At 70.0% G+C, this 24,030-nt stretch carries 23 protein-coding genes; 12 read left to right on the forward strand and 11 right to left on the reverse strand.

Going from position 1 to position 24,030, the window contains the following annotated elements:
* Positions 1–97 precede the first annotated feature (97 nt).
* From CLV68_RS27185 to eno, 3 genes are all read right to left on the reverse strand, one after another.
* Positions 98–586 (reverse strand): DUF501 domain-containing protein, encoded by a 489-nt coding sequence (locus CLV68_RS27185; RefSeq protein WP_121393763.1) that lies wholly within the window; start codon positions 584–586, stop codon positions 98–100.
* A complete protein-coding gene (locus tag CLV68_RS27190; RefSeq protein ID WP_246010140.1) occupies positions 583–1,041 on the reverse strand; it encodes an FtsB family cell division protein in 459 nt (152 codons plus the stop codon). The genes CLV68_RS27185 and CLV68_RS27190 overlap by 4 nt, the downstream gene beginning before the upstream one ends.
* 71 nt (positions 1,042–1,112) lie before the next feature.
* Positions 1,113–2,399 (reverse strand): phosphopyruvate hydratase, encoded by a 1,287-nt coding sequence (gene eno / locus CLV68_RS27195; protein ID WP_121393765.1) that lies wholly within the window; start codon positions 2,397–2,399, stop codon positions 1,113–1,115.
* 157 nt (positions 2,400–2,556) lie between these two features.
* Between eno and CLV68_RS27200 the strand changes: the two genes are divergently transcribed.
* Both CLV68_RS27200 and CLV68_RS27205 read left to right on the forward strand, forming a co-directional pair.
* On the forward strand, positions 2,557–2,943 hold the full coding sequence (locus CLV68_RS27200) for a tetratricopeptide repeat protein (protein ID WP_121393766.1): 387 nt from the start codon (positions 2,557–2,559) through the stop codon (positions 2,941–2,943).
* Between the two features lie 97 nt (positions 2,944–3,040).
* Complete coding sequence (locus CLV68_RS27205) at positions 3,041–3,295, forward strand: hypothetical protein (RefSeq protein WP_121393767.1); 255 nt, start codon at positions 3,041–3,043, stop codon at positions 3,293–3,295.
* A gap of 106 nt (positions 3,296–3,401) precedes the next feature.
* Here the strand turns inward: CLV68_RS27205 and CLV68_RS27210 are convergent, their stop codons facing one another.
* Positions 3,402–5,039: an acyl-CoA dehydrogenase family protein gene (locus CLV68_RS27210; protein WP_121393768.1), complete on the reverse strand. Its 1,638-nt coding sequence runs from the start codon at positions 5,037–5,039 to the stop codon at positions 3,402–3,404.
* Positions 5,040–5,302: 263 nt separating this feature from the next.
* Between CLV68_RS27210 and CLV68_RS27215 the strand changes: the two genes are divergently transcribed.
* The 9 genes from CLV68_RS27215 to CLV68_RS27255 all read left to right on the forward strand — a co-directional run bounded on the left by CLV68_RS27215 (position 5,303) and on the right by CLV68_RS27255 (position 16,549).
* Positions 5,303–6,559, forward strand: coding sequence for a lytic transglycosylase domain-containing protein (locus CLV68_RS27215; RefSeq protein WP_211346788.1), 1,257 nt, complete (start codon positions 5,303–5,305; stop codon positions 6,557–6,559).
* Positions 6,560–6,916: 357 nt separating this feature from the next.
* Positions 6,917–7,609: an enoyl-CoA-hydratase DpgB gene (gene dpgB, locus CLV68_RS27220; protein WP_121393769.1), complete on the forward strand. Its 693-nt coding sequence runs from the start codon at positions 6,917–6,919 to the stop codon at positions 7,607–7,609.
* A 263-nt stretch (positions 7,610–7,872) separates the two neighbouring features.
* On the forward strand, positions 7,873–8,844 hold the full coding sequence (locus CLV68_RS27225) for a Ppx/GppA phosphatase family protein (RefSeq protein ID WP_121393770.1): 972 nt from the start codon (positions 7,873–7,875) through the stop codon (positions 8,842–8,844).
* Positions 8,845–9,122: 278 nt separating this feature from the next.
* Positions 9,123–10,793 carry a peptide ABC transporter substrate-binding protein gene (locus tag CLV68_RS27230; protein ID WP_211346789.1) on the forward strand — a complete coding sequence of 557 codons (1,671 nt, stop codon included), beginning with the start codon at positions 9,123–9,125 and terminating at the stop codon, positions 10,791–10,793.
* A gap of 75 nt (positions 10,794–10,868) precedes the next feature.
* A complete protein-coding gene (locus CLV68_RS27235; protein ID WP_121393771.1) occupies positions 10,869–11,798 on the forward strand; it encodes an ABC transporter permease in 930 nt (309 codons plus the stop codon).
* Positions 11,791–12,744 (forward strand): ABC transporter permease, encoded by a 954-nt coding sequence (locus CLV68_RS27240; RefSeq protein WP_121393772.1) that lies wholly within the window; start codon positions 11,791–11,793, stop codon positions 12,742–12,744. Before CLV68_RS27235 ends, CLV68_RS27240 begins: the two co-directional genes overlap by 8 nt.
* Positions 12,745–12,748: 4 nt before the next feature.
* Positions 12,749–13,783, forward strand: coding sequence for an ABC transporter ATP-binding protein (locus CLV68_RS27245; RefSeq protein ID WP_121393773.1), 1,035 nt, complete (start codon positions 12,749–12,751; stop codon positions 13,781–13,783).
* Positions 13,776–14,774, forward strand: coding sequence for an ABC transporter ATP-binding protein (locus tag CLV68_RS27250; RefSeq protein WP_121393774.1), 999 nt, complete (start codon positions 13,776–13,778; stop codon positions 14,772–14,774). Before CLV68_RS27245 ends, CLV68_RS27250 begins: the two co-directional genes overlap by 8 nt.
* Positions 14,775–14,794: 20 nt before the next feature.
* Positions 14,795–16,549: a S8 family serine peptidase gene (locus tag CLV68_RS27255; protein WP_121393775.1), complete on the forward strand. Its 1,755-nt coding sequence runs from the start codon at positions 14,795–14,797 to the stop codon at positions 16,547–16,549.
* On the opposite strand, the gene CLV68_RS27260 is transcribed toward CLV68_RS27255, so the two are convergent.
* The 4 genes from CLV68_RS27260 to CLV68_RS34265 are packed head-to-tail and all read right to left on the reverse strand — an operon-like array spanning position 16,521 to position 19,313.
* On the reverse strand, positions 16,521–17,318 hold the full coding sequence (locus CLV68_RS27260; protein ID WP_121393776.1) for a hypothetical protein: 798 nt from the start codon (positions 17,316–17,318) through the stop codon (positions 16,521–16,523). The genes CLV68_RS27255 and CLV68_RS27260 overlap by 29 nt on opposite strands.
* Positions 17,303–17,938, reverse strand: coding sequence for a TfuA-like protein (locus CLV68_RS27265; RefSeq protein WP_170224612.1), 636 nt, complete (start codon positions 17,936–17,938; stop codon positions 17,303–17,305). Before CLV68_RS27265 ends, CLV68_RS27260 begins: the two co-directional genes overlap by 16 nt.
* A complete protein-coding gene (locus tag CLV68_RS27270; protein WP_121394015.1) occupies positions 17,935–19,128 on the reverse strand; it encodes a YcaO-like family protein in 1,194 nt (397 codons plus the stop codon). The genes CLV68_RS27265 and CLV68_RS27270 overlap by 4 nt, the downstream gene beginning before the upstream one ends.
* Before the next feature lie 17 nt (positions 19,129–19,145).
* The gene (locus CLV68_RS34265) at positions 19,146–19,313 is read right to left on the reverse strand and encodes a hypothetical protein (RefSeq protein ID WP_170224613.1); all 168 of its coding nucleotides are present in this window, start codon (positions 19,311–19,313) and stop codon (positions 19,146–19,148) included.
* Positions 19,314–19,469: 156 nt separating this feature from the next.
* On the opposite strand from CLV68_RS34265, the gene CLV68_RS27275 reads away from it, so the two are divergent.
* The gene (locus CLV68_RS27275; protein ID WP_121393778.1) at positions 19,470–20,792 is read left to right on the forward strand and encodes a caspase, EACC1-associated type; all 1,323 of its coding nucleotides are present in this window, start codon (positions 19,470–19,472) and stop codon (positions 20,790–20,792) included.
* A 75-nt stretch (positions 20,793–20,867) separates the two neighbouring features.
* Here CLV68_RS27275 and CLV68_RS27280 read toward each other — a convergent pair whose 3' ends face one another.
* The 3 genes from CLV68_RS27280 to CLV68_RS27290 all read right to left on the reverse strand — a co-directional run bounded on the left by CLV68_RS27280 (position 20,868) and on the right by CLV68_RS27290 (position 24,004).
* Positions 20,868–21,083 carry a hypothetical protein gene (locus tag CLV68_RS27280; RefSeq protein ID WP_092779822.1) on the reverse strand — a complete coding sequence of 72 codons (216 nt, stop codon included), beginning with the start codon at positions 21,081–21,083 and terminating at the stop codon, positions 20,868–20,870.
* 167 nt (positions 21,084–21,250) lie between these two features.
* Complete coding sequence (locus tag CLV68_RS27285; RefSeq protein ID WP_121393779.1) at positions 21,251–22,426, reverse strand: helix-turn-helix domain-containing protein; 1,176 nt, start codon at positions 22,424–22,426, stop codon at positions 21,251–21,253.
* A gap of 111 nt (positions 22,427–22,537) precedes the next feature.
* Positions 22,538–24,004, reverse strand: coding sequence for a S10 family peptidase (locus CLV68_RS27290; RefSeq protein WP_121393780.1), 1,467 nt, complete (start codon positions 24,002–24,004; stop codon positions 22,538–22,540).
* Positions 24,005–24,030 lie beyond the last annotated feature (26 nt).

A 24,030-nucleotide genomic window follows, 5' to 3' on the forward strand; every position in this document is an offset into this window, starting at 1 on the left:
CCATCGAGCTTGTCGCTTGAATCGCGCACAGGCCAATGCCGCAGGCGAGGCGTTCACCGTCGACGGCGCAGCCGAGAACGAGAGCCGGACAGTCCAATCAAACCGCGCAAACCCCCACCGGCCAATGCGGCGAAAGCAACTCCAACGCCTCATCCCCAAACGGATTCACGCCCGCCCCCTTGGCCAACGAATGCGCCACCAACGCGTGCAAACACTTCACCCGCCCAGGCATCCCCCCCGCGGTAACCTGAGTCCCCAAAGGACCCAACGCATCGCGTTCGTCCAAATAGGACTCATGCGCCCGCAAGTAGTGCGCGGCCAGATCCGGATCCACAGCCAACCGATCCGTCATCTCCCGCATCACCCCGCTCGTCTCAACCGTACTGATCGCCGCAGCAAGCCGAGAGCAAGTCAAGTAATACAGCGTGGGAAACGGCGTCCCATCCTCCAACCGAGGATTGGTCTGAATCACCGCCGGATGCCCGCTAGGACAACGAGCAGCCACCGCCCGAATAGCGCGCGGCTGCCGCCCGAGCTGTTCGGCGATCGTGGCCAGGTCAAGGTCGCTGGGCGGCTCGAAGGTCACCGGCCCGCTCCGGTGACCGAGTCCCACAGGCCCTCGTACCAGGCTTGTTGCGGGATCGGGTGGCCCGGCTGACCAGCGCCGGGCGCGGTGGCCGGGTCGCTGGGGAGTTCGACCATGTAGGGGGTTTCTCCTGGCATCACGTAGCGGAGTCTCTCGCGGGCCTGGGCGCGGATCTGCTCCGGGTCCGAGAGGCGCTCCTTGCGCGCGTTGAGCTCGGCGACCTGGCTGACGAGTTCGGCCTGGCGCTGTTCGTAGACCTCGATCTCGGAGCGCTGTGACAGGTAGTTGCGCAGCGGGACCGCGATGCTCAGTGCCAGGGCGCACACCACGGTGGCGACGACGGCGGCGCGGCGGGTGGTGGCCAGGCCGAGGATGCCCTTGCGGGTGTGCCTCGCGCCGGGCTGCGCCTGCGGTTCGCGTGCCGGGGTGGTGGTGGTCGGGCGCGTGCGCCGCACGCGTGCCGGACCGCGGGCGACGGGGTCGCGTCGCCCCCGGCCTCGTTCGGTTCCGCGCCCGACCATCGGCGTCAGGACTCCGCGGTGAAGCGGGGGAAGGCGAGTTCGCCCGCGTAGCGCGCGGCGTCGCCCAGGGTCTCCTCGATGCGCAGGAGCTGGTTGTACTTGGCGGTGCGCTCGCCGCGGGCCGGGGCGCCGGTCTTGATCTGGCCGACGCCGGTGGCCACGGCCAGGTCGGCGATGGTGGTGTCCTCGGTCTCGCCGGAGCGGTGGCTCATCATGCTGCGGTAGCCGTAAGAGGTGGCCAGGGTGACCGCGTCCAGGGTCTCGGACAGGGTGCCGATCTGGTTGACCTTCACCAGCAGCGCGTTGGCGGCGCGGCGGGCGATGCCCTCCTCCAGCCGGTCCGGGTTGGTGACGAACAGGTCGTCGCCGACGATCTGCACGCGCTCGCCCAGCTCGGCGGTCAGCCGCACCCAGCCGTCCCAGTCGTCCTCCGACAGCGGGTCCTCGATCGAGACCAGCGGGTAGGCGTTGACCAGCTCGGTGTAGTACGCGATCAGCTGCTCGGAGCTCTTCTTGCTGCCCTCGAAGGTGTAGGCGCCGTCGGAGTGGAACTCGGTGGCGGCGACGTCGAGGGCCAGCGCGATGTCGCGCCCCGCGGTGTAGCCCGCCTTGTCGATGGCCACCAGGATCAGGTCGAGCGCCTCGCGGTTGTTCGACAGGCTCGGCGCGAAGCCGCCCTCGTCGCCGAGGCCGGTGCCCAGGCCCTTGGCCTTGAGCACGGACTTGAGCGAGTGGTAGACCTCGGTGCCCCAGCGCAGCGCCTCGCGGAAGCTCTCCGCGCCGATCGGCGCGATCATGAACTCCTGGATGTCGACCGCGGTGTCGGCGTGCGCGCCGCCGTTGAGGATGTTGAGCATCGGCACCGGCAGCACGTGCGCGTTCGGGCCGCCCAGGTAGCGGAACAGCTCGAGGCCGCTGGAGTCGGCGGCGGCCTTGGCCACCGCGAGCGACACGCCGAGGATGGCGTTGGCGCCGAGCCGGGACTTGTCCGGGGTGCCGTCGAGGTCGACCAGCTTCTGGTCCACGATCCGCTGGTCGACGGCGTCGACGCCCTGCAGCTCGGGGCCGATCTCGTCGAGCACCGCGGTGACGGCCTTCTCCACGCCCTTGCCGAAGTACCGGTTGGGGTCGCCGTCGCGCAGCTCGACCGCCTCGTGCTCACCGGTGGAGGCACCCGAGGGCACCGCGGCGCGGGCCAGCGTGCCGTCGTCGAGGGCGACCTCGACCTCGACGGTGGGGTTACCGCGTGAGTCCAGGATCTCGCGCGCGCCGACCTGCTCGATGACCGCCACGTGGTGCTCCTAACAACGTCTGCCGACTACTCCGGGTCGAGCCTAGCGGTGCCCGGACCCGGTCGGAGACGAACACGACCGGGGGATGGCTCACATCGTGGAGCGAGTTGTTCTGGGGTCGAACTACCACCCCGTCCCGCGTAGAGTTGATCTGACCATGAGCCCTGAGCCCGCAGAGGTGTTCGCCGCGTTCCGCCACGCAGAGTCACTGGTGGCCCAACGCAGGCCCCTTGACGCCCTCGCGGCGCTCGCTCCGGTGCTGGCGGCCGAGCCGGACGCGCCGAGCGTGCACCTGCTCGCTGGCCGGGCCTACCTGGGCTCGGCCCAGCTGCGCCGCGCCGAGCAAGCATTCCTGCGGGTGCTGGAGCTCGACCCGTCCGACCACTACGCCCGCTTCGCGCTCGGCAAGACGTTGCAGCGGCAGAGCAGGCTGACCGAGGCGCAGACCCAGCTGCGGATGGCGGTCGCGATGAACCCGCTGCCCGAGTACCAGGAGGCGCTCGGCGAGGTCAACGCCAGGATCTCGGTCGAGAGCGACCGCTGAGCGCGCGGGTTCCGGCCATCACCGCGGGTGTCCGCCCGGTGTCGGCGAAGATATCCCGGTCCGAGTCGCGTCACCTGCCGACGGGAGAATCCGGAGGATGAGCATCCAAGAAGAAGCGCAGCGGTTGAACGGCGTCGCGGACCGCGTCCCGGTCAACGCCACCCAGCAGTTCCTCAGCGAGTTGGGCAACATCGGGGCCGAGGTGTCGTCGATCCTGGGCAGCACGTCCACCTCCGGCAACATCACCAACCTGCTGCACCAGGCCGAGTCGCACGCCGAGGCGCTCAACCAGGCGCTGCAACAGGCCCGCCAGGCCATCCAGGACGCCGCGCAGCACCACCTGACCGGCTGAGCGGCGACAGCCGCCGACCGGCACGGCTGGTCGGCGGCCAGTCCACACCCGACGCTCACCAGTCGCGGTCGCGCAGCAGCCGAGCCCGGCGGTCGTACTCCGGGGCTCACCCGACCGCGGGCGTCACCCGGTCGACCAGGTCCCGCACCGGCACACCCCGCGGCAGCACCCCCAGCACGCCCGACCGCGCCCCCAGCCGCGACGCGCAGAAAGCCTCGCCGACCACCGGCGACACGCGCAGCAACAGGCTCGTCTGCAAGCACAGCGCGATCAGCTCGGCCACCCGCCTGGCCCGCACCGGCGCGGGGTCCGCGATCTCCGCCCGCAGTTCGGCCACCGCGGTGTCCAATCGGGAGTCGGCCCCGGCAGTCGACGCCAATTCCTCCCACAGCGCCTCCACGGTGAGCGGCTCGCGCTGGACCGCCCGCAGGACGTCGAGCGCGGTCACGTTGCCAGAGCCCTCCCAGATCGACATCAGCGGCGCCTCGCGGTAGAGCCGCGGCAGACCGGATTCCTCGACGTACCCGTTGCCGCCCAGGCATTCCAGCGCCTCGGCCACGACACCGGGTGCCCGCTTGCAGACGGTGAACTTCGCCGCGGGCAGGGCGAGGCGCAGCAGCGGGGAGCCGGAGTCCACCAGGGACGCCAGCCACATCGCCAGCACGGTCGCGCCTTCCGATTCCAGCGCCAGGTCCGCGAGCACCGCCGTCATCGCGGGGTGTTCGCGCAGCAGCGAGCCGAACGCGGTGCGGTGGGCGGCGTGGTGGGCCGCCTCGGTGAGCGCGGCGCGGATGTTCGACGTGGAGCCGAGGACGCAGTCGAGGCGGGTCATCGTGACCATCTCGATGATGGTCCGCACGCCGCGGCCCTCCTCGCCGACCCGCCAGCCGGTCGCGCCGGTGTACTCCAGTTCGGCTGAGGCGTTGGACTTGTTGCCCAGCTTGTCCTTGAGGCGTTGCAGGCGCAGTGCGTTGCGGGTGCCGTCCGGGAGCACCCTGGGCAGCAGGAAGCAGGTGAGGCCGCCCGGTGCCTGCGCGAGGGTGAGGAAGAGGTCGTTCATCGGGGCGGAGGTGAACCACTTGTGGCCGACGAGCGCGTACGTCCCGTCCCCCGAAGGTGTTGCTGTGGTGGAGTTCACGCGGACGTCCGAGCCGCCTTGCTTCTCCGTCATGGACATCCCCGCGAGCAACCCCGCTTTCGCCGCGGGGGGCCGCAAACCGAAGTCGTAGGACGAAGAGAGCAAACCGGGTTCGTAGGCGGCGGCCAGGGTCGGTTCGTGGCGCAGCGCGGGGATCACCGCGTAGGTCATGGAGATCGGGCAGCCGTGGCCCGCTTCCACCTGTGACCACAGGGTGAAAGCCGCCGCGCGGCGCAGGTGCGCGTGCTCGCCCGCGTCCGGGGCCCAGGGGGCGGCGTGCAGCCCGTGCGCCACAGCGCGTGTCATCAGCCAGTGCCAGGACGGGTGGAACTCGACCTCGTCCACCCGGTTGCCGTACCGGTCGTGGGTGTGCAGCACCGGAGGGTGTGCGTTGGCCAACCGTCCGTGTTCACGCGCCTCGGCGGATCCGGACTCCAGCGCGACCGTGCGGAGCGAGTCGAGCACGCCGTCGGATCCGAACGCGCGCACCGCGCTGACCAGCGCCGGGTCACACTCGAGGGGGTCGAGGCGATGCAGTGGTGGGGTCTGGTTGACCACGAGGTGGGTGCGTTCCAGCGGGCGCGCGGTGAGCTCGGTGCCGGTCATTACCGAAGGGTAATCCCGGCGGCGGGGCAACCCGGAGCGGTGCGCTTTACGTCCCTCCTTGGTCAAGAACGCCACAACTCGTACCCCAGGGTTAACAACGGACGGACGTAAGGGCGGCAGGTGACGACTTCTGGACCCTTTTACCGCGGCTTCGCCTGCCGACGATGACTCTGGGACCGAGATGAGGCAGGGTAGATGACCGGACACACGAGCACGGGTCTGCGGCGGCAGGCGGAAGCACAACCGAGGGGCGGGGTTTGACGGTGGGTTCCAGGACCGGGGGCGGGAAGGCGGGCAAGCACCGGCAGCAGAGAAAGCGCAGACGGGGCGTGGCCGCGGCGGCTGGGGCCCTGCTGCTCGTTCCCGTCGTCGTCGCGGGCGAGCCGGTGAACTTCGCCGGTGCCGATGACGCGGGCGGTGTCACGCTGGCCAAGCACGTCGGTGGCGGGCTCTTCGGCCTGACCGACCCGAGCGAGGTCGGCGCGGACGGTTCGGCGCCGGAGAACACCGAGCTCGGCAAGCAGATCCTCGCCCTGGCGGGTACGCCGGAGCTGCTCAAGTACACGGCAGGCCCAGCGGTCTCCCCGCTGCCGGGCGGCCCCAACGGCATCCCGGGCACGATGCTGCAGGCGTACATGCGCGCCGCGCAGGCGCTGGCCACCACCACGCCCGGCTGCAAGATCGACTGGCCGCTGCTGGCCAGCATCGGCCGCATCGAGTCCAACCACGCGCGCGGCGGGCGGGTCGACGCGAGCGGCAGGACCGCGAGCCCGATCCTGGGCCCGGTGCTCAACGGCGGTGGTTTCGCCGCGATCCGCGACACCGACGGCGGCCGCTACGACGGCGACGCCCGCTGGGACCGCGCGGTCGGCCCGATGCAGTTCATCCCGTCGACCTGGAAGGGCTACGCCTCCGACGGCAACGGCGACGGCGAGACGGACCCGAACAACATCTACGACGCCACCCTCGGCGCGGGCAAGTACCTGTGCTCCGGTGGCCTCGACCTGTCGAACCCGCAGCAGCGGGCCACGGCGGTGTTCCGCTACAACCACTCCGACAGCTACGTGCGCACGGTCCTGATCTGGGCCGACGCCTACGCCAAGGGCGTCACGCCGCTGCCGAGCACCCCGGTGGACCAGGCCGAGCAGCTCGCGCTGCCCGCGCCGGTCGAGCCGAGGCCGCAGGGTGGCACCCCGCCGGTCGAGGGTGTGCAGCCGACGCAGAACCCGAGCACCCCGCCCGCGGGCACCACGCAGCCCACCGGTTCCAGCGACGCCTCGACCACGACCACGGAGCCGAGCACGAGCCAGACCACGGCCCCGACCAGCACGCCGACGACCACCACCGACCCGACCAGCACCACGACGCCGACCACCGCGCCGAGCTGCGTCGAGCCGACCGAGTCGACGACGCCGACCCCGACGCCCACCACGACTCCCGTCCCCGACCCGTGCGCGCCGCTGAGCTCGTCGGTCCAGGCCACCGGCGCCGCTGGGTCGACCGTCGTGCCGACTCCGTAGGACCGCGGCGACAACGCCGAACGGAACCGCCCCACTCGATTCGAGTGGGGCGGTTCTTTCATTCGGCAATCGGCGATCTTGCCAGGCCGGGCCATTACCCTGTGCCGCAAGGCAAAGATCGTGTGGACGGCCCACCAGAATAGTCGCCGCCGCGGTGCCCCGCGGTGCTTTCCCCGATGCCGCAGCCGAAGGACCCGACCTGGTTGACACCGCTCACCGGCTGTGCGCATCCTGGGTGCCGCCAGGGGGTGTTTATTTTTATATATTCCACACCGCGCGGCCAGTGACTGTCGCTTGTGGACGGTCGAATGGCGCGCGGACCGGGTTGGGGCCCGGGGGAGCAGTCGAGGGGGAGCGATGACAGGTCCAGTCCCGAGGTCCACCGACCGCGCTGCCGGTCGAGCAGGGGGCGGTGCGGGCGGCGAACGGCCCATGGCCGAGCTGGCCGCCCTGCTCGAGCGGGCGTGCGCGGCCGCGGAGCGCGACGGCGGGCCGCTGGTGCTGTGGCACCGCGCGACGGCGCGGACGTGGCCGGGCACGGCCGACGTCGCCGACGTCGCGGCCTGGGAGCGGGTGCTGCGCCGGGTCGAGCGGGTCGATGTCCCGGTCGTCGCCGTGGTCGTCGGCGCCTGCTCCGGCCCGGCGCTGGAGACCGTGCTGGTCGCCGACCACCGCATCGCCGCCGTCGACGCGCGGATCGGGCTGCCGCGCGAGCGGGGGAGGGTCTGGCCGGGCATGGTCCTGCACCGGCTCGCCACCCACCTCGGCGCGGCCAGGGCCAGGAGCCTCGCCGTGCGCGGCACCGAGCTGACCGCGGCGCAGGCGCTCCAGGTGGGCCTGGTCGACGAGGTCACCGACGACCCGGCGGCCGCGCTGGCCTCGGTCATCGCCGACGCGGGAGCGCTGGCCGGTGGGTTCGCCACCCGCAGGGCGCTGCTGCTCGACGCCGCGGGCCGCGACTACGCCGCTGCGCTCGCCGCGCACCTCGCCGCCTGCGACGCCGAGCTGTCCGAGGTGGACCTGCCCGCCCGGGTCGTGTCCCGGCTCTGATCGCGGCCACCACCGCCTCGGCCACTTCCTTCACACCGTTGCGGGATGGCAGCGTGACGACTGACAAATGGCAACCGGTAATGAAGCGGGACCGTGCCACTCGTTATTGACGGGCTGTGTCGTGCCTTGCCCGACCCGGTGAATCCGGACCCCACCGGGTGCGATCAGCGCACGTCCGCGCATTCCGACCCGGCAAAGCCCCGAAAGCGGTGGCACCCGGCCCGGCAAGACACGCCAAAAAACCGACGCTTAGGCTCGTGCCCATGAGCAGAGTGGCCGCCATCGACTGCGGCACGAACTCGATCCGCCTGCTGGTGGCCGAGGTGGCCACCGGGCACGACGGTTCGGCCGCCCTGCGCGACCTGCACCGGGAGATGCGGGTGGTGCGGCTCGGCCAGGGCGTCGACGCGACCGGCCTGCTCGCCCCCGAGGCCATCGCCAGGACCAGGTCCGCGCTGGTGGACTACGTCGGTGTGCTGCGCCGCAAGGGCGTCGAGCGGGTGCGCATGGTGGCCACGTCGGCCACCAGGGACGCGGCCAACCGCGCCGAGTTCTTCGCCATGACCACCGAGGTCCTCGGGGTCGAGGCCGAGGTCATCAGCGGTGCCGAGGAGGCGCGCCTGTCCTTCCTCGGCGCGGTCGGCGACCTCGACCCCGACGACGGCCCGTTCCTGGTCGCCGACGTCGGCGGCGGGTCGACCGAGCTGGTCCTGGGCGGCTGGGACGGGGTCGAGGCGCGCTTCGACGGCTCCCACTCCGCCGACGTGGGCTGCGTGCGGCTCACCGAGCGGGCGCTGCACTCCGACCCGCCGACCGAGGCCGAGGTGGCCGAGGCCGACGCCGTGGCCGCGCGGCTGCTCGACGAGGCGTTCGCGCAGGTCCCGGTGGCCTCGGCGCGCACGTTCGTCGGGGTCGCGGGCACCGTCACCACCATGGCCGCCATCTCGCTGGGGTTGCCCGCCTACGACCCGGACCGGATCCACCTGAGCCGGATCCCGTTCGCCGGGATCGAGTCGATCACCGCCCGTCTGCTCACCGCCGGTCACCACGAACGCGCCGCCATCGGGGCCATGCACCCCGGTCGGGTGGACGTGATCGGTGGTGGCGCGGTGGTGGTCCGGGCCCTGGCCAGGCGCGTCGCGCTGGAGACGGAGATCACAAGCCTGCTGGTGAGCGAACACGACATTCTGGACGGCATCGCGCTGTCGGTCGCGAAGGCCGCGGGCCATCAGTGAACCGCATCAGTTCTTTGGATAGCCGTCATAACATTGCCCTGACACAGAATCGCCAACGACAAACTGTTCGGTTAGCGGTCACTCTCCGAAGAGGCCATCCCCCAAACGGATGAACTCGCGCTGATTGTGACTCGTTTGTGACGCTGTCGATCGCCTGCTGACTCACCCCTCCGGTTAACTTCCACTCACTTTCGGAGCGGGCGGTTCCGCTCCGCGATCGACGACTGCCGTTGGGCGTACCAAGCCTGAGCACGTCGAACTAGCCTGGGAGGAGACCCATGCGCAAACCACGCTGGATAGCGGCATCGGTGATGCCGCTTGCACTCGCGCTCACGATCGCGGGGTGTGGCGGTGGCAGCGAGGACACCGGCAGCGGCGGCACCACCGGTGGCAACACCGGGGCCGCTGACGCCGATGGCGCGCTGTCGGCCTTCGGTACCGAGCCGGAGAACCCGCTCGTGCCCGGTAACACCACCGAGAGCGGCGGCAGCAAGGTCATCCGCGCCCTGTTCGTCGGTCTGACCAGGTACGACCCGGTCACGGGCGAGTCGAAGAACGCGGTGGCCAAGGAGATCGCGACGACCGACTCCAAGAGCTACAAGATCACGCTGAACTCGGGCTGGAAGTTCCACGACGGCACCCCGGTGAAGGCCAAGAACTTCGTCGACGCCTGGAACTACACCGCCTACAGCCCCAACGGGCAGCAGGGCGCGAGCTTCTTCGAGCAGGTCCAGGGCTACAAGGACGTGCACACCGAGGACCCGGACGGCACCGCGGGCCCGCAGAAGGCCCCCGAGCCCACCGCGAAGGAGATGTCCGGCCTCAAGGTCGTCGACGACTCCACCTTCGAGGTCAACCTGAACGCCCCGTTCGCGGTCTTCCCGCTGAAGCTGGGCTACAACCCGTTCTTCCCGCTGCCGGACTCGTTCTTCGCCGACCAGAAGGCGTTCGAGGCCAAGCCGGTCGGCAACGGGCCGTTCAAGTTCGTCTCGCGCAAGCCCAACGCCGAGATCGTGCTGACCCGCAACGACGACTACGCCGGTGACGACAAGGCGAAGTTCAAGGACCTCACGTTCAAGATCTTCGAGTCGAACGAGGCCGCCTACACCGCCATCGTCGGCGGTGACCTGGACTTCCTCGACACCATCCCGCCGACCGGCATCGCCGGTGGCAAGTACAAGCAGGACCTCGAGGGCCGCAACGGGTCGACCCCCTACATGGGCAACCAGACCCTGACCTTCCCGTACTACGACCCGACCTACACCAACGCCGACCTGCGCAAGGCGCTGTCGCTGGCGATCAACCGCCAGGAGATCGTCGACAAGATCTTCGACGGCACCCGCATCCCGGCCGACGGCTGGGTCAACCCGGCTGTCCCCGGCTACGCCAAGGGCCAGTGCGGCGACCTGTGCACCTACAACCCGGAGAAGGCCAAGGAGTACCTGGCCAAGTCGGGCTTCAAGGGCACCGTCAAGCTCTCGACCAACGCTGACGGCGGTCACAAGGACTGGATGACCGCGACCTGCAACAGCATCAAGAACGCGCTGGGCATCGAGTGCCTCTACGAGCCCATCCCGACCTTCGCCGAGACCCGCCAGAAGATCAACGCCCGGCAGATGAGCGCGATCTTCCGCACCGGCTGGATCGCGGACTACCCGTCGATCGAGAACTTCCTGAACCAGCTGTACCGCACCGGCGCGTCCTCCAACGACGGTGAGTACACCAGCCCCAAGCTCGACGGGATCCTGGCCAGGGCGGACTCCGCCCCCAGCGTCGACGAGGCGAACAAGCTGTACCAGGAGGGTGAGCGCGTGCTGGCCGAGGACTTCCCGGTCATCCCGCTGTGGAACCAGACCGCCCAGTACGGCTGGTCCGAGCGGCTCGACAACGCCCGCCTCAGCTCGCTGCGTGAACTCGACCTGACCAGCGTGACGGTCAAGAAGAAGTAGTTCACACCAGTTCCACTCCGGGCCGGGGGTGCGGCGATCCCGCGCCCCCGGCCCGGAGTCAGGTTGGGAGAGACAATGGGACGCTACGTCCTCCGACGACTGCTACAGCTGATCCCGGTGTTCATCGGGACCACCTTCCTGATCTACTGGCTGGTCTGGAGCCTGCCCGGCGACGCGTTCGCGGGCAAGTGCGGCGACCGCCCCTGCCCGGACTCCTACGTCCAGGCCATGATGGACAAGTTCAACCTCGGCGACCCGCTGGTCGTGCAGTACGGCAAGTACATGATCAACGTGCTGCAGGGCAACTTCGGCGAGACCTTCCGCGGCCTCGACGTGGGTGAACTGATCGGTGAGGCATACCCGAACACGATCCGCCTCGCGCTCGTCGCGCTGGCGATCGAGGCCGTCATCGGACTGGCCGCCGGTGTCCTGACCGGCCTGCGCGGCCGCGGCTTCCTGGACAACCTCGTGCTGGTGTCCACCCTGTTCCTCATCTCGCTGCCGGTGTTCGTCACCGGCTTCGTCCTGCAGATCACCCTCGGGTTCGAGCTCAAGTGGATCAAGACCACGGTATCCGCCTCACCAGCGCCGTGGCAGCACCTCATCGTCCCCGGGTTCGTCCTCGGCAGCCTGTCCATGGCCTACGTGACCAGGTTGACCCGGACGTCGATCGCGGAGAACAAACGCGCCGACTACGTCCGCACCGCCACCGCCAAGGGCCTCGCCCAGCGCCGGGTCGTCGGTGTGCACCTGCTGCGCAACTCCGCCATCCCCGTGGTGACGTTCCTCGGTACCGACCTCGGCGCCCTCATGGGCGGAGCCATCGTCACCGAGGGCATCTTCGACATCAAGGGCATCGGCAGTCTCGTCTACGACGGCATCATCGGCAAAGAGGGGGTAACGGTCACCGGCGTCGTCACGCTGCTGGTGATGGTCTACCTGTTGTCGAACCTGCTGGTGGACCTGCTCTACGCCGTCCTCGACCCAAGGATCCGCTATGACTGACCCGAGCACCGCGAGCACGGTGACGACCGCTCCGGAGGAGTTCGTCACCGCCGCCGAGCACGCCGAGGTCAAGGGCAACAAGCCCCGCAGCCTCGCCTCCGACGCCTGGCACGACCTGCGCAGGCGACCCCTGTTCATCGTCTCCGCCGCGCTGATCCTGCTCGTGCTGCTCATGGCGTTCTGGCCGAGCCTGTTCACCTCGGTCGACCCGAACTACGCCGAACTGGGCCGCAGCCGCGAGGGACCCTCCGCGGCCGCCTGGTTCGGGTACGACAACCAGGGTTACGACCTGTTCTCCCGCACCATCTACGGGAGCCGGGCCTCGATCATCGTCGGTGTGGCGGCGACCCTGCTGACCGTCCTGATCGGATCGACCTTCGGTCTGCTCGCCGGGTACTACGGCGGCTGGCTCGACGGACTCATGTCGCGCATCGCCGACGTGTTCTTCGGCCTGCCCTTCGTCCTGGGCGCCATCGTCATCCTGTCCAGCTTCCGCGCGAGCGGGGAGACCAGCGCGACCCAGATCATCTTCCTGGTCGTGCTGTCCATCTCGATCCTGTCCTGGCCGGTCTGCATGCGCATCATGCGGTCGGCGGCCATCGCGGCCAAGCAGCAGGACTACGTCAAGGCCGCCCGCGCGCTCGGCGCCAGCACGTCGCGGATCATCCTGCGGCACATGCTGCCCAACGCGGTCGCGCCCGTGCTGGTCTACGCGACCATCGCGCTCGGGGCGTTCATCGGCGCGGAGGCGACGCTGTCGTTCCTCGGCATCGGGCTGCGCGCGCCGGTCGTGTCCTGGGGCGTGATGATCTCGGACTCGCGCGACGTGATCCGGGTGGCCCCGCACAGCCTGCTGTTCCCCGCTGCGTTCCTGACCGCGACCGTGCTCGCCTTCGTGATGCTCGGCGACGCCGTGCGCGAAGCGCTGGACCCCAAGGCGAGGTAGCGCCATGACCACCACAAGGTCCGAAGTGGACTTCGAAGAACCAGCCCAGGTGCCCGGTGCCCCGCTGCTGGAGGTCGACGACCTGTTCGTCGAGTTCCGCACCCGCGACGGGGTGGCCAAGGTGCTCAACGGCGTCAGCTACCGGGTCGAGCCGGGCGAGACGCTCGCCGTGCTCGGCGAGTCCGGTTCCGGCAAGTCGGTGACCGCCCAGACCATCATGGGCATCCTGGACATGCCGCCCGGTGTCATCACCGGCGGCGAGATCCGGTTCCACGGCGAGAACCTGCTCAAGGCGTCCTCGAGGCGGCGGCGGGAGGTGCGTGGATCCGGCATCGCCATGATCTTCCAGGACGCGCTGTCGGCGCTCAACCCGGTTTTCACCGTCGGCTTCCAGATCGAGGAGCAGTTGCGGGTCCGGCGCGGCATGTCGCGCAAGGACGCCCGCAAGCGCGCGATCGAACTGCTCGACCTGGTCAAGATCCCCAACCCCCAGGGCCGGGTGCGCCAGTACCCGCACGAGTTCTCCGGTGGCATGCGGCAGCGCGCGATGATCGCGATGTCGCTGGCGCTCGACCCGGAGATGCTCATCGCCGACGAGCCGACCACCGCGCTGGACGTCACCGTGCAGGCCCAGATCATGGACCTGCTCAAGGACATCCAGGTCGAGCGGAACATGGGCCTGATCCTGATCACCCACGACCTCGGCGTCGTCGCCGAGGTCGCCGACCGGATCGCGGTCATGTACGCCGGGCGGATCGTGGAGCAGTCGCACGCGCGCGACCTCTACCGCAAGCCGGGCCACCCCTACACCCAGGGCCTGCTCGACTCGCTGCCCAGGCTCGACCTCAAGGGCACCGAGTTGACCACCATCAAGGGGTTGCCGCCCAGCCTGCTCAACATCCCGAAGGGCTGTCCGTTCAACCCGAGGTGCCCCCGCGTGCAGGACATCTGCAAGACCGAGGTCCCGCCGCAGCACCGCCTGGCCCCCGGTCGGCTCAGCGCCTGCCACTTCGCCGAGGAGCTGATCAGCGGTGACTGACAACATCATCGAGGTCCGCGACCTGGTCAAGCACTTCCCGGTCCGGGTCGGCGTGCTGTTCAAGCGGACCGTCGGGCACGTCCGCGCGGTCGACGGGGTCTCCTTCGACCTCAAGCGCGGCGAGACCCTCGGCATCGTCGGTGAGTCCGGCTGCGGCAAGTCGACCCTGGCCCAGGTGCTGATGCGCCTGGAGCCGCCGACCAGCGGCACCGCCACCTTCGAGGGTCGCGACATCCTGAAGATGAAGGGCGGCGAGCTGCGCAAGCTGCGCCGCGACATCCAGATCGTGCTGCAGGACCCGTACACCTCGCTCAACCCGAGGATGACCGTCGGCGACATCATCGGCGAGCCGTTCGAGATCCACCCCGAGGTGGCGCCGAAGGGTTCGCGGGCGAAGAAGGTGCGCGAGCTGCTCGACGTGGTCGGGCTCAACGCCGAGCACATCAACCGCTACCCGCACCAGTTCTCCGGCGGCCAGCGCCAGCGCATCGGCATCGCCCGCGCGCTCGCGCTGCGGCCCAAGGTGATCGTCTGCGACGAGCCGGTGTCCGCGCTGGACGTGTCCATCCAGGCCCAGGTGATGAACCTGCTGGGTGACCTGCAGACCGAGTTCGGGCTGTCGTACGTGTTCATCGCCCACGACCTGTCGGTGGTGCGCCACCTCTCCGACCGGGTCGCGGTGATGTACCTGGGCAAGATGGTCGAGGTCGGGACCGAGGAGGAGATCTACGAGCACCCGACCCACCCGTACACCCAGGCGCTGCTCTCGGCGGTGCCGGTGCCGGACCCGGAACTGCGCGACCAGCGGCAGGTGATCCGGCTGGAGGGCGACGTCCCCAGCCCGGTCGACCCGCCGTCGGGCTGCCGGTTCCGCACCCGGTGCTGGAAGGCGCAGGACATCTGCGCGACGGAGGAGCCGAAGCTGGTCACCCGAGTCGCCAACCACCCCAGCGCCTGCCACTTCGCCGAGGAGAAGTCGATCGTTCCCTGAGTCGGGGGCCGTTCTCAGGGATGGTTTCACGAGGAGGAGTTCGCGTGAATCGTCGCAAGCTGGTCGGTGCCGCACTCGCGGTACCGCTGGTGGTGACCCTCGCGGGGTTGGTCGCGCCCAGCGCGGCCAACGCCCAACAGGCGCTGTCCGGCAAGACCGTCGAGTTCAACGTCCTCGCCGCCGACGGCGCGTCCGTCGAGTCGGCTGAGGCCGCTGTGCGCGCGGCAGGCGGTACCGTCGTGACCAGCAACAAGGCAGCTGGTCTGATCACCGCCACCGCCCCTGAGAACGGCTTCACCGCCCGCCTCGCAGGCAACAGGGCGGTCGACACGGCCGCCCGCTCGAAGTCGATCGGCCAGTCGCCGCGCGGCGACAAGGCGGCCAAGACCAAGGCCGTCGAGCAGGAGGGCCGCTCGGCCAAGGCGGGCAAGAAGAAGTCCCCGAAGGCGACCACGGCGGGTCTCGACCCGCTCGACTCGCTGGCGTGGGGGCTCACCGCGGTCCGCTCGGACCTGGCCCGCACCAAGCAGGCAGGCGACAAGCGGGTCAAGGTCGGCATCCTGGACACGGGTGTGGACGCCTCGCACCCGGACATCGCACCCAACTTCGACCGGGCCCTGTCGCGCAACTTCACCCGCGACATCCCGTTCGACGAGAACGGCGAGGTCGTCGACGGCCCCTGCGAGTACCGGGGCTGCGTCGACCCCGCCGACGTCGACAACGGCGGGCACGGCACGCACGTCGCGGGCACCATCGCCGCGGCGGCGGACGGCTTCGGCATCTCCGGTGTCGCACCGGGCGTGTCCATCGTCAACATCCGCGGCGGTCAGGACTCCGGCTACTTCTTCCTGCAGCCGGTCGTCGACGCGATGACCTACGCCGGTGACGCGGGGATCGACGTGGTCAACATGTCGTTCTACGTGGACCCGTGGCTCTACAACTGCGCCAACAACGCCGCCGACAGCCCGGAGCAGCGCGCCGAGCAGCGGCTGATCGTCCGGTCGGTCAACCGGGCGATGGAGTACGCGCACCGCAAGGGCGTCAGCCAGATCGTGTCGCTGGGCAACGGGCACATGGACCTGGGCAACCCGTTGCCCGACTCCAGCAGCCCCGACTACCCGGCAGGCACGGCGTACCCGCGCACGATCGACAACGCGACCTGCTTCTCGCTGCCGATCGAGGGCCCGCACGCGATCGGCGTCAGCGCGTACGGCCCGTCGCAGGCCAAGGCCGACTACTCCAACTACGGCACCGAGCGCATCTCGGTGTCGGCCCCCGGCGGCTACTTCCGGGACGGCCTCGGCACGGACTGGTACCGCACCAACGAGAACCTCATCCTCTCGACCTACCCCCGCAACGTCGCACTGACCGAGGGGGCGATCGACGAGGCCGGGAACATCACCCCGGACGGCGAGGCCCTCGGCGTCCAGAAGGCGTGCAAGGCCAACGGGACCTGCGGCTACTACCAGTACCTCCAGGGCACCTCGATGGCATCGCCGCACGCTTCCGGTGTGGCAGCGCTCATCGTCTCCCAGTACGGCGACTACACCCGCAACGGCGTGTCGCTGTCCCCGGACAAGGTCAAGCGCGTGCTCGAGGGCACCGCCGCCGAGATCGCCTGCCCGACCCCGCGGACGGTGGACTACACCCCCATCGGCCGCCCGGCGGAGTTCAACGCCACCTGCACCGGCACGCCGTCGTTCAACAGCTTCTACGGCCACGGCTCCGTGGACGCCTGGAACGCGGTCACCAACGGTCGCAAGTTCCTGAAGTAGCACTGTTCCGACAGGCCCCCTCGGTCCGCCGAGGGGGCCTGTCGCATTCCCGGCGCCGGTACGCGCGCAGGACACCGCGGAAGCCGTACAGGTTGACGTGGAAAGGGCTGTGCCCCAACAGGTCCCAGCGCTCCAGCGCGGTGAAGAAGGCTTGGCCCGCGCAGACATCCGGGTTCAGCTCGCCGACGTAGACGACCGTGTCGCCCTGGTAGTGGTGGAGCGCAGTGTCGGCCATGCCGTTGGCGGGTGGCCAGCACAGCAGCAGCGCGCGGTCGGGGTGGTCGGCGGCGACCTCGGCTGGTCCGTTGTGGACAGTGGCGTACGGCTCGACGTCGTCCAGCCAGGCTCGGCTGCCGGTGCCGAGGTCGTAGGCGAGGGAGTCGATGTCGAGCTGGCGCAGCTGCCAGGACCAGTAGCCCAAGCCGGCGCCCAGGTCCAGTACGGGGCGTCCGCCGAGCCTCTCCTCGAGCCAGGCGAGGTCTCCCGGGCTGGGGACCGCCCAGGCGATCTGCTTCTGCGGGACCCACCAGCCGAACGGGCCGTGCGGCGGGGGCAGGACCTCGACCAGCACGCCCGAACCCTCGACGGGCAGGGTCCGTTCGTGCACCGGCACCGTGCTCGCCAGGTCCCAGTACGGGTTCACCGTGGACTGATGGGTTTCGGGCAGCGTGCGCACCGGGGCGCCGGACAGCGAGGTCGTGCCCGGGCGGTTCCAGTGATCCCGTGCCTGTGCGAGCAGCCGCGCTGCGCCGGTCAGCCGAGTCGCCACGGTTGCTCGGTGGTGAACCGGACGAGGTCCTTGGTCTTGAGGCAGTGGTCGTCGAACGGGGGTAGCGCGGCGGGCGGGAGGTCGGCGAGGTCCTGTAGCGCGGCACGGAGGGCCTGGTGGGTTCTCTCGGCGTACCAACGGTTCTTGAGGTGATCGATGACCTTGTCCGCGGCGGCGGGCGACACCAGGCTGTGCTCGCGCAGCGCGTCGACGAACGAGCGGATGTGGATCATCGGCTCCGAGAGCGGCCGGTGCGGGGCCTCGGCGGCGTGCAGTAGGGCGACCTCGTCGTCGGCGAGATCCGGATCGTCGACGTAGCGCTGGTAGACCGCGCCGAAACCGTGCATCCCGAGGTGGCGCATCTCGGCGGCGCGGATGGCACCCATCGAGGACAGGCCCCAGACCTGCCACCCCTCGGCGATCGCCGTGCGCAGTTCGACGTGCCCCACGGCGGGGAAGCTGTGGAAGGTGCCGTCGACCACGATCAGGACGCCCGGCTCGGTGCCGAGCAGCGCGGCAACGTCACCGCGGCGCACGGGACCGCGGACATCGACATCAGCGGGGAAGACCGGACTGCTCAGGCCGAACGCAGTCGGTCCTACGAAGGCGATGGTCTTCACGCGGTGCGAACCCTGGCCGCGAGTCGTGGTCCTACTCGCTTGAGACCGGGCTCGAAGGACTCCATGCCGGGCACGATCACCCGGACAACGGCGAGCGGTAGGTCCGGTGTGGACAGTGTGACCCGGTATGCGTGCTCGATTCCGGCGCGTGAGAGGGCTTTCCGCAGTTCGTGCAGTGCCGAGCCGATGCTGTCCACGGGTGTTCCTGCCGGGATCTCGGAGTAGCGCACGGATCCGGTGGTGTCGGTGACCTGGGCGCGCAGTTCGCGGGTCGCGCGCCGCTCCCGGTCAGCGCCGCCCGGCTCGGCGAAGTAGTCCACCCGGTCCATGAGGTCGTCGCGCCCACCGTGGATACCGGTCAGCCGGGACTGCGCCGCCTCGCACAGACCGCGCACCGCGGCGATGTCGCGCAGCAGGTGCAGGCCCGCGCCCTGGGCGATGGCGATCGGCTGGTCGTCGTCCGGTTCCAGGATGGATGCCCGGAAGTAGGGCAATCCGAACTCGGTGGGCGTGTACCGCAGCACGGCCCGCAGCCCGGCGTCCTCGACCTTCGCGACCACCTCGGCGACCTCCGGCGGCACGGTGTCCGGCTCGACCAGCCGCGACCGGTCCCCGAAGTGGTTGAACGCGGAGACATCGCGCTCGATCACCTCGGCCAGCCCGTGCACGGTCGCCTCGGCCACCGAGTTGCCCGAGGCCAGGCCGGTCGTGCTGCTGCCGAACACCCGCTGCCCCTGGTTCTCCCGGTACGGGGCGAACACCAACTCGGCGGGCAGCGCGACCCGGGTCCCGTCGGCGATGTCCTCCGCCATCACGCACATCAGCGGCCCATCCGGGTCGACCGGGCGGCCCAGCAGCGGGCACAGGTCCACGAAGTCGAACCCCTGCCCCGCGACCTCCCGGGGCGTCGACTCGAACACGCTGGGGGACTGCGGACCGTACTCGGCCAGGGCGTACTCGATCGCCTCCATGTAGGCGCCCACCTGGGCCTCCCGCACGCGAACGCCCTTACCCGCGTTCACGCACAACGACCCCACGCCCGCCGAAGGTCGGATGCTCGCGAAAACCGGGATCCCCAGGTAGTCCAACCAGGTCGTGTCCGTGACCCGGGTGACCCCCAACCCAGCAGCCACCCGCCTCGCCCGCGCCAACGTCTCGTCCAACGCCACAACCCGCAGACTCGACGTCATGCGGTACACCGCTCAACTCACCTCTGGCCGCCCGAGGTCCCCGCCGCGGTCTCCTCGTGGAAGCACATGCTCATGTGCGCCACGAACCCCGCCCGGTGCACACCCTCGTCTTCCAACATCCCCCAGAACAACTCCGTGGTGTCCTCGTCCAGCACGTACCCGGACTCCTGCTGAGAACCACTCATCGCACGCCCCCATTCGCCGCAACACCAACGCACCCGACCCTACGCACGCCCGAAACCGCCTCGCAACCAATCGAACCGGCAGAACAACACCCCGAGATCTCCTTGTGGGAAGGTGTTGTCCCCACGACACCGACGGCGCCCACCGAGGATCTCCGCATGCGCTTACCCGATCCGGCCCGTTCCCGCGCGATCCTGGTCGGCACGAGCACCTACCAGGCCACCTCGCTGCCCGATCTGCCCGCCGTCCCGGCAAACCTGCACGACCTCAAGTCCGCTCTCACCGCACCCGGCCTCGGGGGTTTCGCCCCGCAGCGGTGCACGGTCGTGGAGAACCCGGGGTCGACCCGCGAGGTCTACCGCGCCCTGCGCGAACAGACCCAGGCCGAGGACACGGTGTTGGTGTACTTCGCCGGGCACGGCCTCGTCAGCCCCGGCAGGGGAGAGCTGCACTTCGCCCTGGCGGACACCGACCCGGATGAGGTGCGGGTCAGCGCCTTGGCGTTCGACCTGGTGCGCGACCTGCTCCGGGAGTCGCCCGCGGCCAACCGGGTCCTGGTCCTCGACTGCTGCTTCAGCGGCCGCGCCCTCGGCGAGACCATGGGCGCCGCCGTCGTGGGCCAGGTCGAGGTGACCGGTACCTACACCCTCGTCGCCACGCCGCCGAACGCCGTCGCCCTCGCGCCGAAGGGGCACCGGCACACCGCGTTCACCGGTGAACTCCTCGCAGTACTGCGCGACGGCCTCCCCGACGGCCCGGATCTCCTCGGCCTCGACGACATCGCCCGCACGGTCCGGTCGCGCATGGCCGCCCGCGGCTACCCGACCCCCGGCAGCGTCGGCTCGCACAACGCCGGTCTACTCGCGATCGCCCGCAACCCGGTACACGTGGTGACCGCGGCGGCGGATGATCGTCCCCCGGCCCAGCCCGTGCGGCGCCGTTGGCGGTACCCGTCCGTGTGGGTGGGCGTCGTTGTCGTGGTGGCCGCCGCGTCGGCCGTGTTGCTCGCCATCCGGTTCGTCCCGAACGATGACGTCGGTACCACTCCGTCCACGTCGGCCACCACGTCGACGACGTCGCCCGCGACCACGGTCGCCACCTCGGGGTTCCCCGCGCCGCCCGGGCCGACGATCAGATCAGAGCTGCCGGGCGGTCCGCCGAGCCTCTCGTCCTCGTCTCCCCGTGGCTCGATCCGCGTCTACGACAAGTCGACGGTCGTAGACCCCGGTAAAGCGGCTGTCGACTACCTGCGCGGTGATGGGTGGACTGTTCTGGAGGCCAGGGGCCTCACCGAGAACGGGCTGGCGAGTACCAAGAAGACCACCGTCTACTACTCGGCGGGCATCGCCGATCAGCAGAACTCGGCCTGTGTACTGGCGACCACCATCAGGGTTGCCTGCGACTCGCACCTGCCCACCTACGGAGAGGAAGATCCCGGCGTGATCCTGGTCGTCGCCGACGACTTCCGGGTTCCTGGTTGATCTGTCCACTGTGGATGACAGCGGGCCCCGTCGAGTCGGTCTCGGCGAGGCCCGCTGCCCTGTGGTGGAGTGGGGTTATTCCATGGTCAGCACGAACCTCGGTCGGTTGAGGCGGATCTGTCGTGCTGTTTCCTCCAGGGCGTCGGCCAGGGCGTCGGCTTGTTCGGGAGAGGCCCAGCCGATGATGAGACCGGAGGCGTAGTCACGCAGCCGCGTGGGTAGCGTGTCCAGTTTGGCGGCGAGCAGGACGATCGCCCGTGCTGTGTCGACCTGCTCCGGGGTCGCCGTCACACCGTGCCGCCCAGCCGTGCTGCGGACCCGATCTCCCCGACCACACCCATCACCTCCTCCACCGCGGTCAACGCTAGGAGACGGCCGGGGACCGGCTTTGCCACTGTGGCAAGGTCCCCCGTTCGGCGGAGGCGCGGACACCGCGAACCCATGAGCGGGAACGCATGTCAGGACAGCAGACCAGCCCGATAGGCCAGGCCGCGCAGTTCCCTGCCGATGGCGTCGTCGCGGGCGCGGGCCAACAGTTCCGAGAGTACGGAGTGCATGAACGGGTGCCGGTGAACCCGGGCCGGGGAGATGCGCTCGGCGCGGCGCAGCATCAGCACCGCTTCGTCGCGGCGGTTGGGCATCCGCGCCAGTGCTCGGCCGTACTCGCGCCAGTACGCGGACTTGCGGGTCGGGGACGGCAGGGCGTTCGGGTCGACGGTGCTCGCGATCCGGACCGCCTCGGCGTGCTCGCCCGCCTCCAGCGCGACCGTCATCCGCCACACGCCGACGTTGGACGGGCCGAAGCCGAACCACAGGGCGTTGCCCTCGCCCGCGTGCCTGGCCAGGTCGTCGGCGTGGTCGAGCGCCGCGGCCCGTTCGCCCTGCTCGCCCTTCGCCGCGGCGACCAGCGACCTGGTGAGGGTCAGCATGCCCGCCATCTGCAGCTCGGTGTTGCCCGCCGTGCCGGGGTGGGTGTCGTGCAGCACCCGCTCGGCCAGGTCGAACCCGCCCGCGCCGATCAGGCCGAACGCGGTGCCGAACCCGCTGACCGCCAGGTACGCGGGCTCACCGAGCCGCTGCGCGGCGTCGGCGGCCAGCGTCGACGCCTGCCAGCCGAGGTCCTGGCTGGCGCCGATGTCACCCAACCAGGCTTGCGTGCCCTGCACGTGGGTGATGACCAGCAGCCGCAGGACCTCCCGTTGGTCACGACCAGCCGCCAACGTGGTGTGCAGGTCGTCGATGAGATCCGGCAACCGGGCGCCGACGAGCGCGTAGTCGCACTGCCGCTGCTGCTCCAGCAGGTGCTCGGCCCGGTCGGTCAGCTCGTCGACCCCGCAGACCCGCCCGCGCCAGGCGTGCATGGCCGCGGCGAACAGGGCGAGCCGGACCGCGCCGAGCGAGCGGTCCTCCTCGGCCTCGCCGGGCAGCGCGAGGGCGACGTTGGTGATCTCGGTCGGCGCGACGTCGAGCGCCCTGGCCAACGCCATGATCAGCGACCGGCGGTCCAGCGCCCGGTGCCCGGACTCCAGCCTGCTCAGGTACGACGGCGAGATGCCCGCCAGCCCGGCAACGACCGCGAGCGACTTGCCCCGCGCGTTGCGGATCTGCCGCAGGCGTCGCCCGATATCGCTCACGCTTGACCCCGTCGCCGAAGGGAGGCTCAGCTGAGACCGCCCCCGACCGGACCGGTCGGGGGCCACACGCCGCTCAGCGTACGGGCTCGGGGTCCGCGTGGTAACCGCTTATCAGCTAACGGTTTTCCCGATGAACGCGGCGATGTCCTTCGACTGGCGCAACCGGGACGGCTCGTGCACGTACATCATGTGCCCGGCGTCGTAGTAGCAAACCTCGATGTTGGCCCGCAGCTCGTCGGGGATGTCGAGCTGTGCCAAGGAGTGCTCGGTGGCGAAGTACGGGGTCGCGCCGTCGGTGTACCCGGATGCGACGTGCACCCGCAGGTGCGGGTTGGCGCGCATCGCCGCGGCGAGCCGGTCGGTGACCGTGACGTGCGCGTTCTCGAACTCCTTGAACGACCAGGATCGATTCACCTCGATGCTGAGCACCTCGTAGGGCAAGTCGTTGGGGTACGCCAGTTCCGAGTGCAGGTAGTGGTTCATACCAGCGGTGTAGGCGCCCATGATGGCCGAGCCCGCCGGGTCGTCGCTGAACCGTTCACGACCGTAGTCGCTGTCCCACCCGGTGAACCGGCCGTCGAGCCGCCCGACCGTTTGCTTGCGGTGGCGCAATAGTTCGGTGAAGAAGCGAATGTGCTCGACCCGCAGGTTGACCCGGTCGACGTAGTCGGGGTCGAGGCCGGTGAGCCGCGCGAGGGTGGCCACCGCGGCCGCACGGTCCTCAGTGGACAGTCGGGAGCCCTGGGCGAGCGCGTACGGGTAGTCGCGCGCGGCGAATGCCTCCGCCTCGTCGAGCACCTCGCGCAGCGGCCGGTCACCGTGCAGGCCGTGGTGGTGCGCGATCGCGGCGTAGCTCGGCAGGAACAGCGCGTACGGGACGTCGTTGCCGGTGGTGAAGTCCAGCGTGGCGAAGTCGAGCACCGAGGAGATCAGGATCAACCCGTTGAGGTACATCCCGCGCCTGGTCTGCAGGTGGTGCGCCAGCCCGGCCGCGCGCGTGGTCCCGTAGGACTCGCCCGCGAGGAACTTCGGCGACACCCAGCGCCCGTTGCGGGTCGTCCACAGCCGGATGACCTCGCCGACGGACTCGATGTCGCCCTCGAAGCCGTGGAACTCGCCCGCCTTCTCGCCCTTGACCGCCCGCGAGTACCCGGTGGACACCGGATCGATGAAGACGAGGTCGCTGTGCGCGAGCAGGGTCTCGGTGTTGTCCACCAGGCCGTAGGGCGGCGCGGCCAGGTCGCCCGCGTCGCCGCTGACCACCCGGCGCGGCCCGAACAGGCCCAGGTGCAGCCAGATGCTGGCCGAGCCGGGGCCGCCGTTGAAGGCGAAGGTCACCGGCCTGCGCGCCGGGTCAGCCCCGTCGAGGGTGTACGCGGTGAGGAAGACCTCGGCCTTGGGCTGGTGCCCCTCGAACTTGCCGTCGGTGGTCACCTCCTTGCGCAGCACGACCCGGCCGGTGGTCGCCGTGTAGTTGAGCTTGCGCCTGCGGACGGTGAGCGAGTGGGAGGTGCTGACGAGGTCGTCGGTCGGCTCGACGGCGGGCTTCGGCTCGTCGGCTGCGTCGGTGGGTGCCATGTCACCGACCCTAGTGGCGCCTGTGC

Source organism: Actinokineospora cianjurensis, assembly GCF_003663795.1.
Lineage (GTDB): Bacteria > Actinomycetota > Actinomycetes > Mycobacteriales > Pseudonocardiaceae > Actinokineospora > Actinokineospora terrae.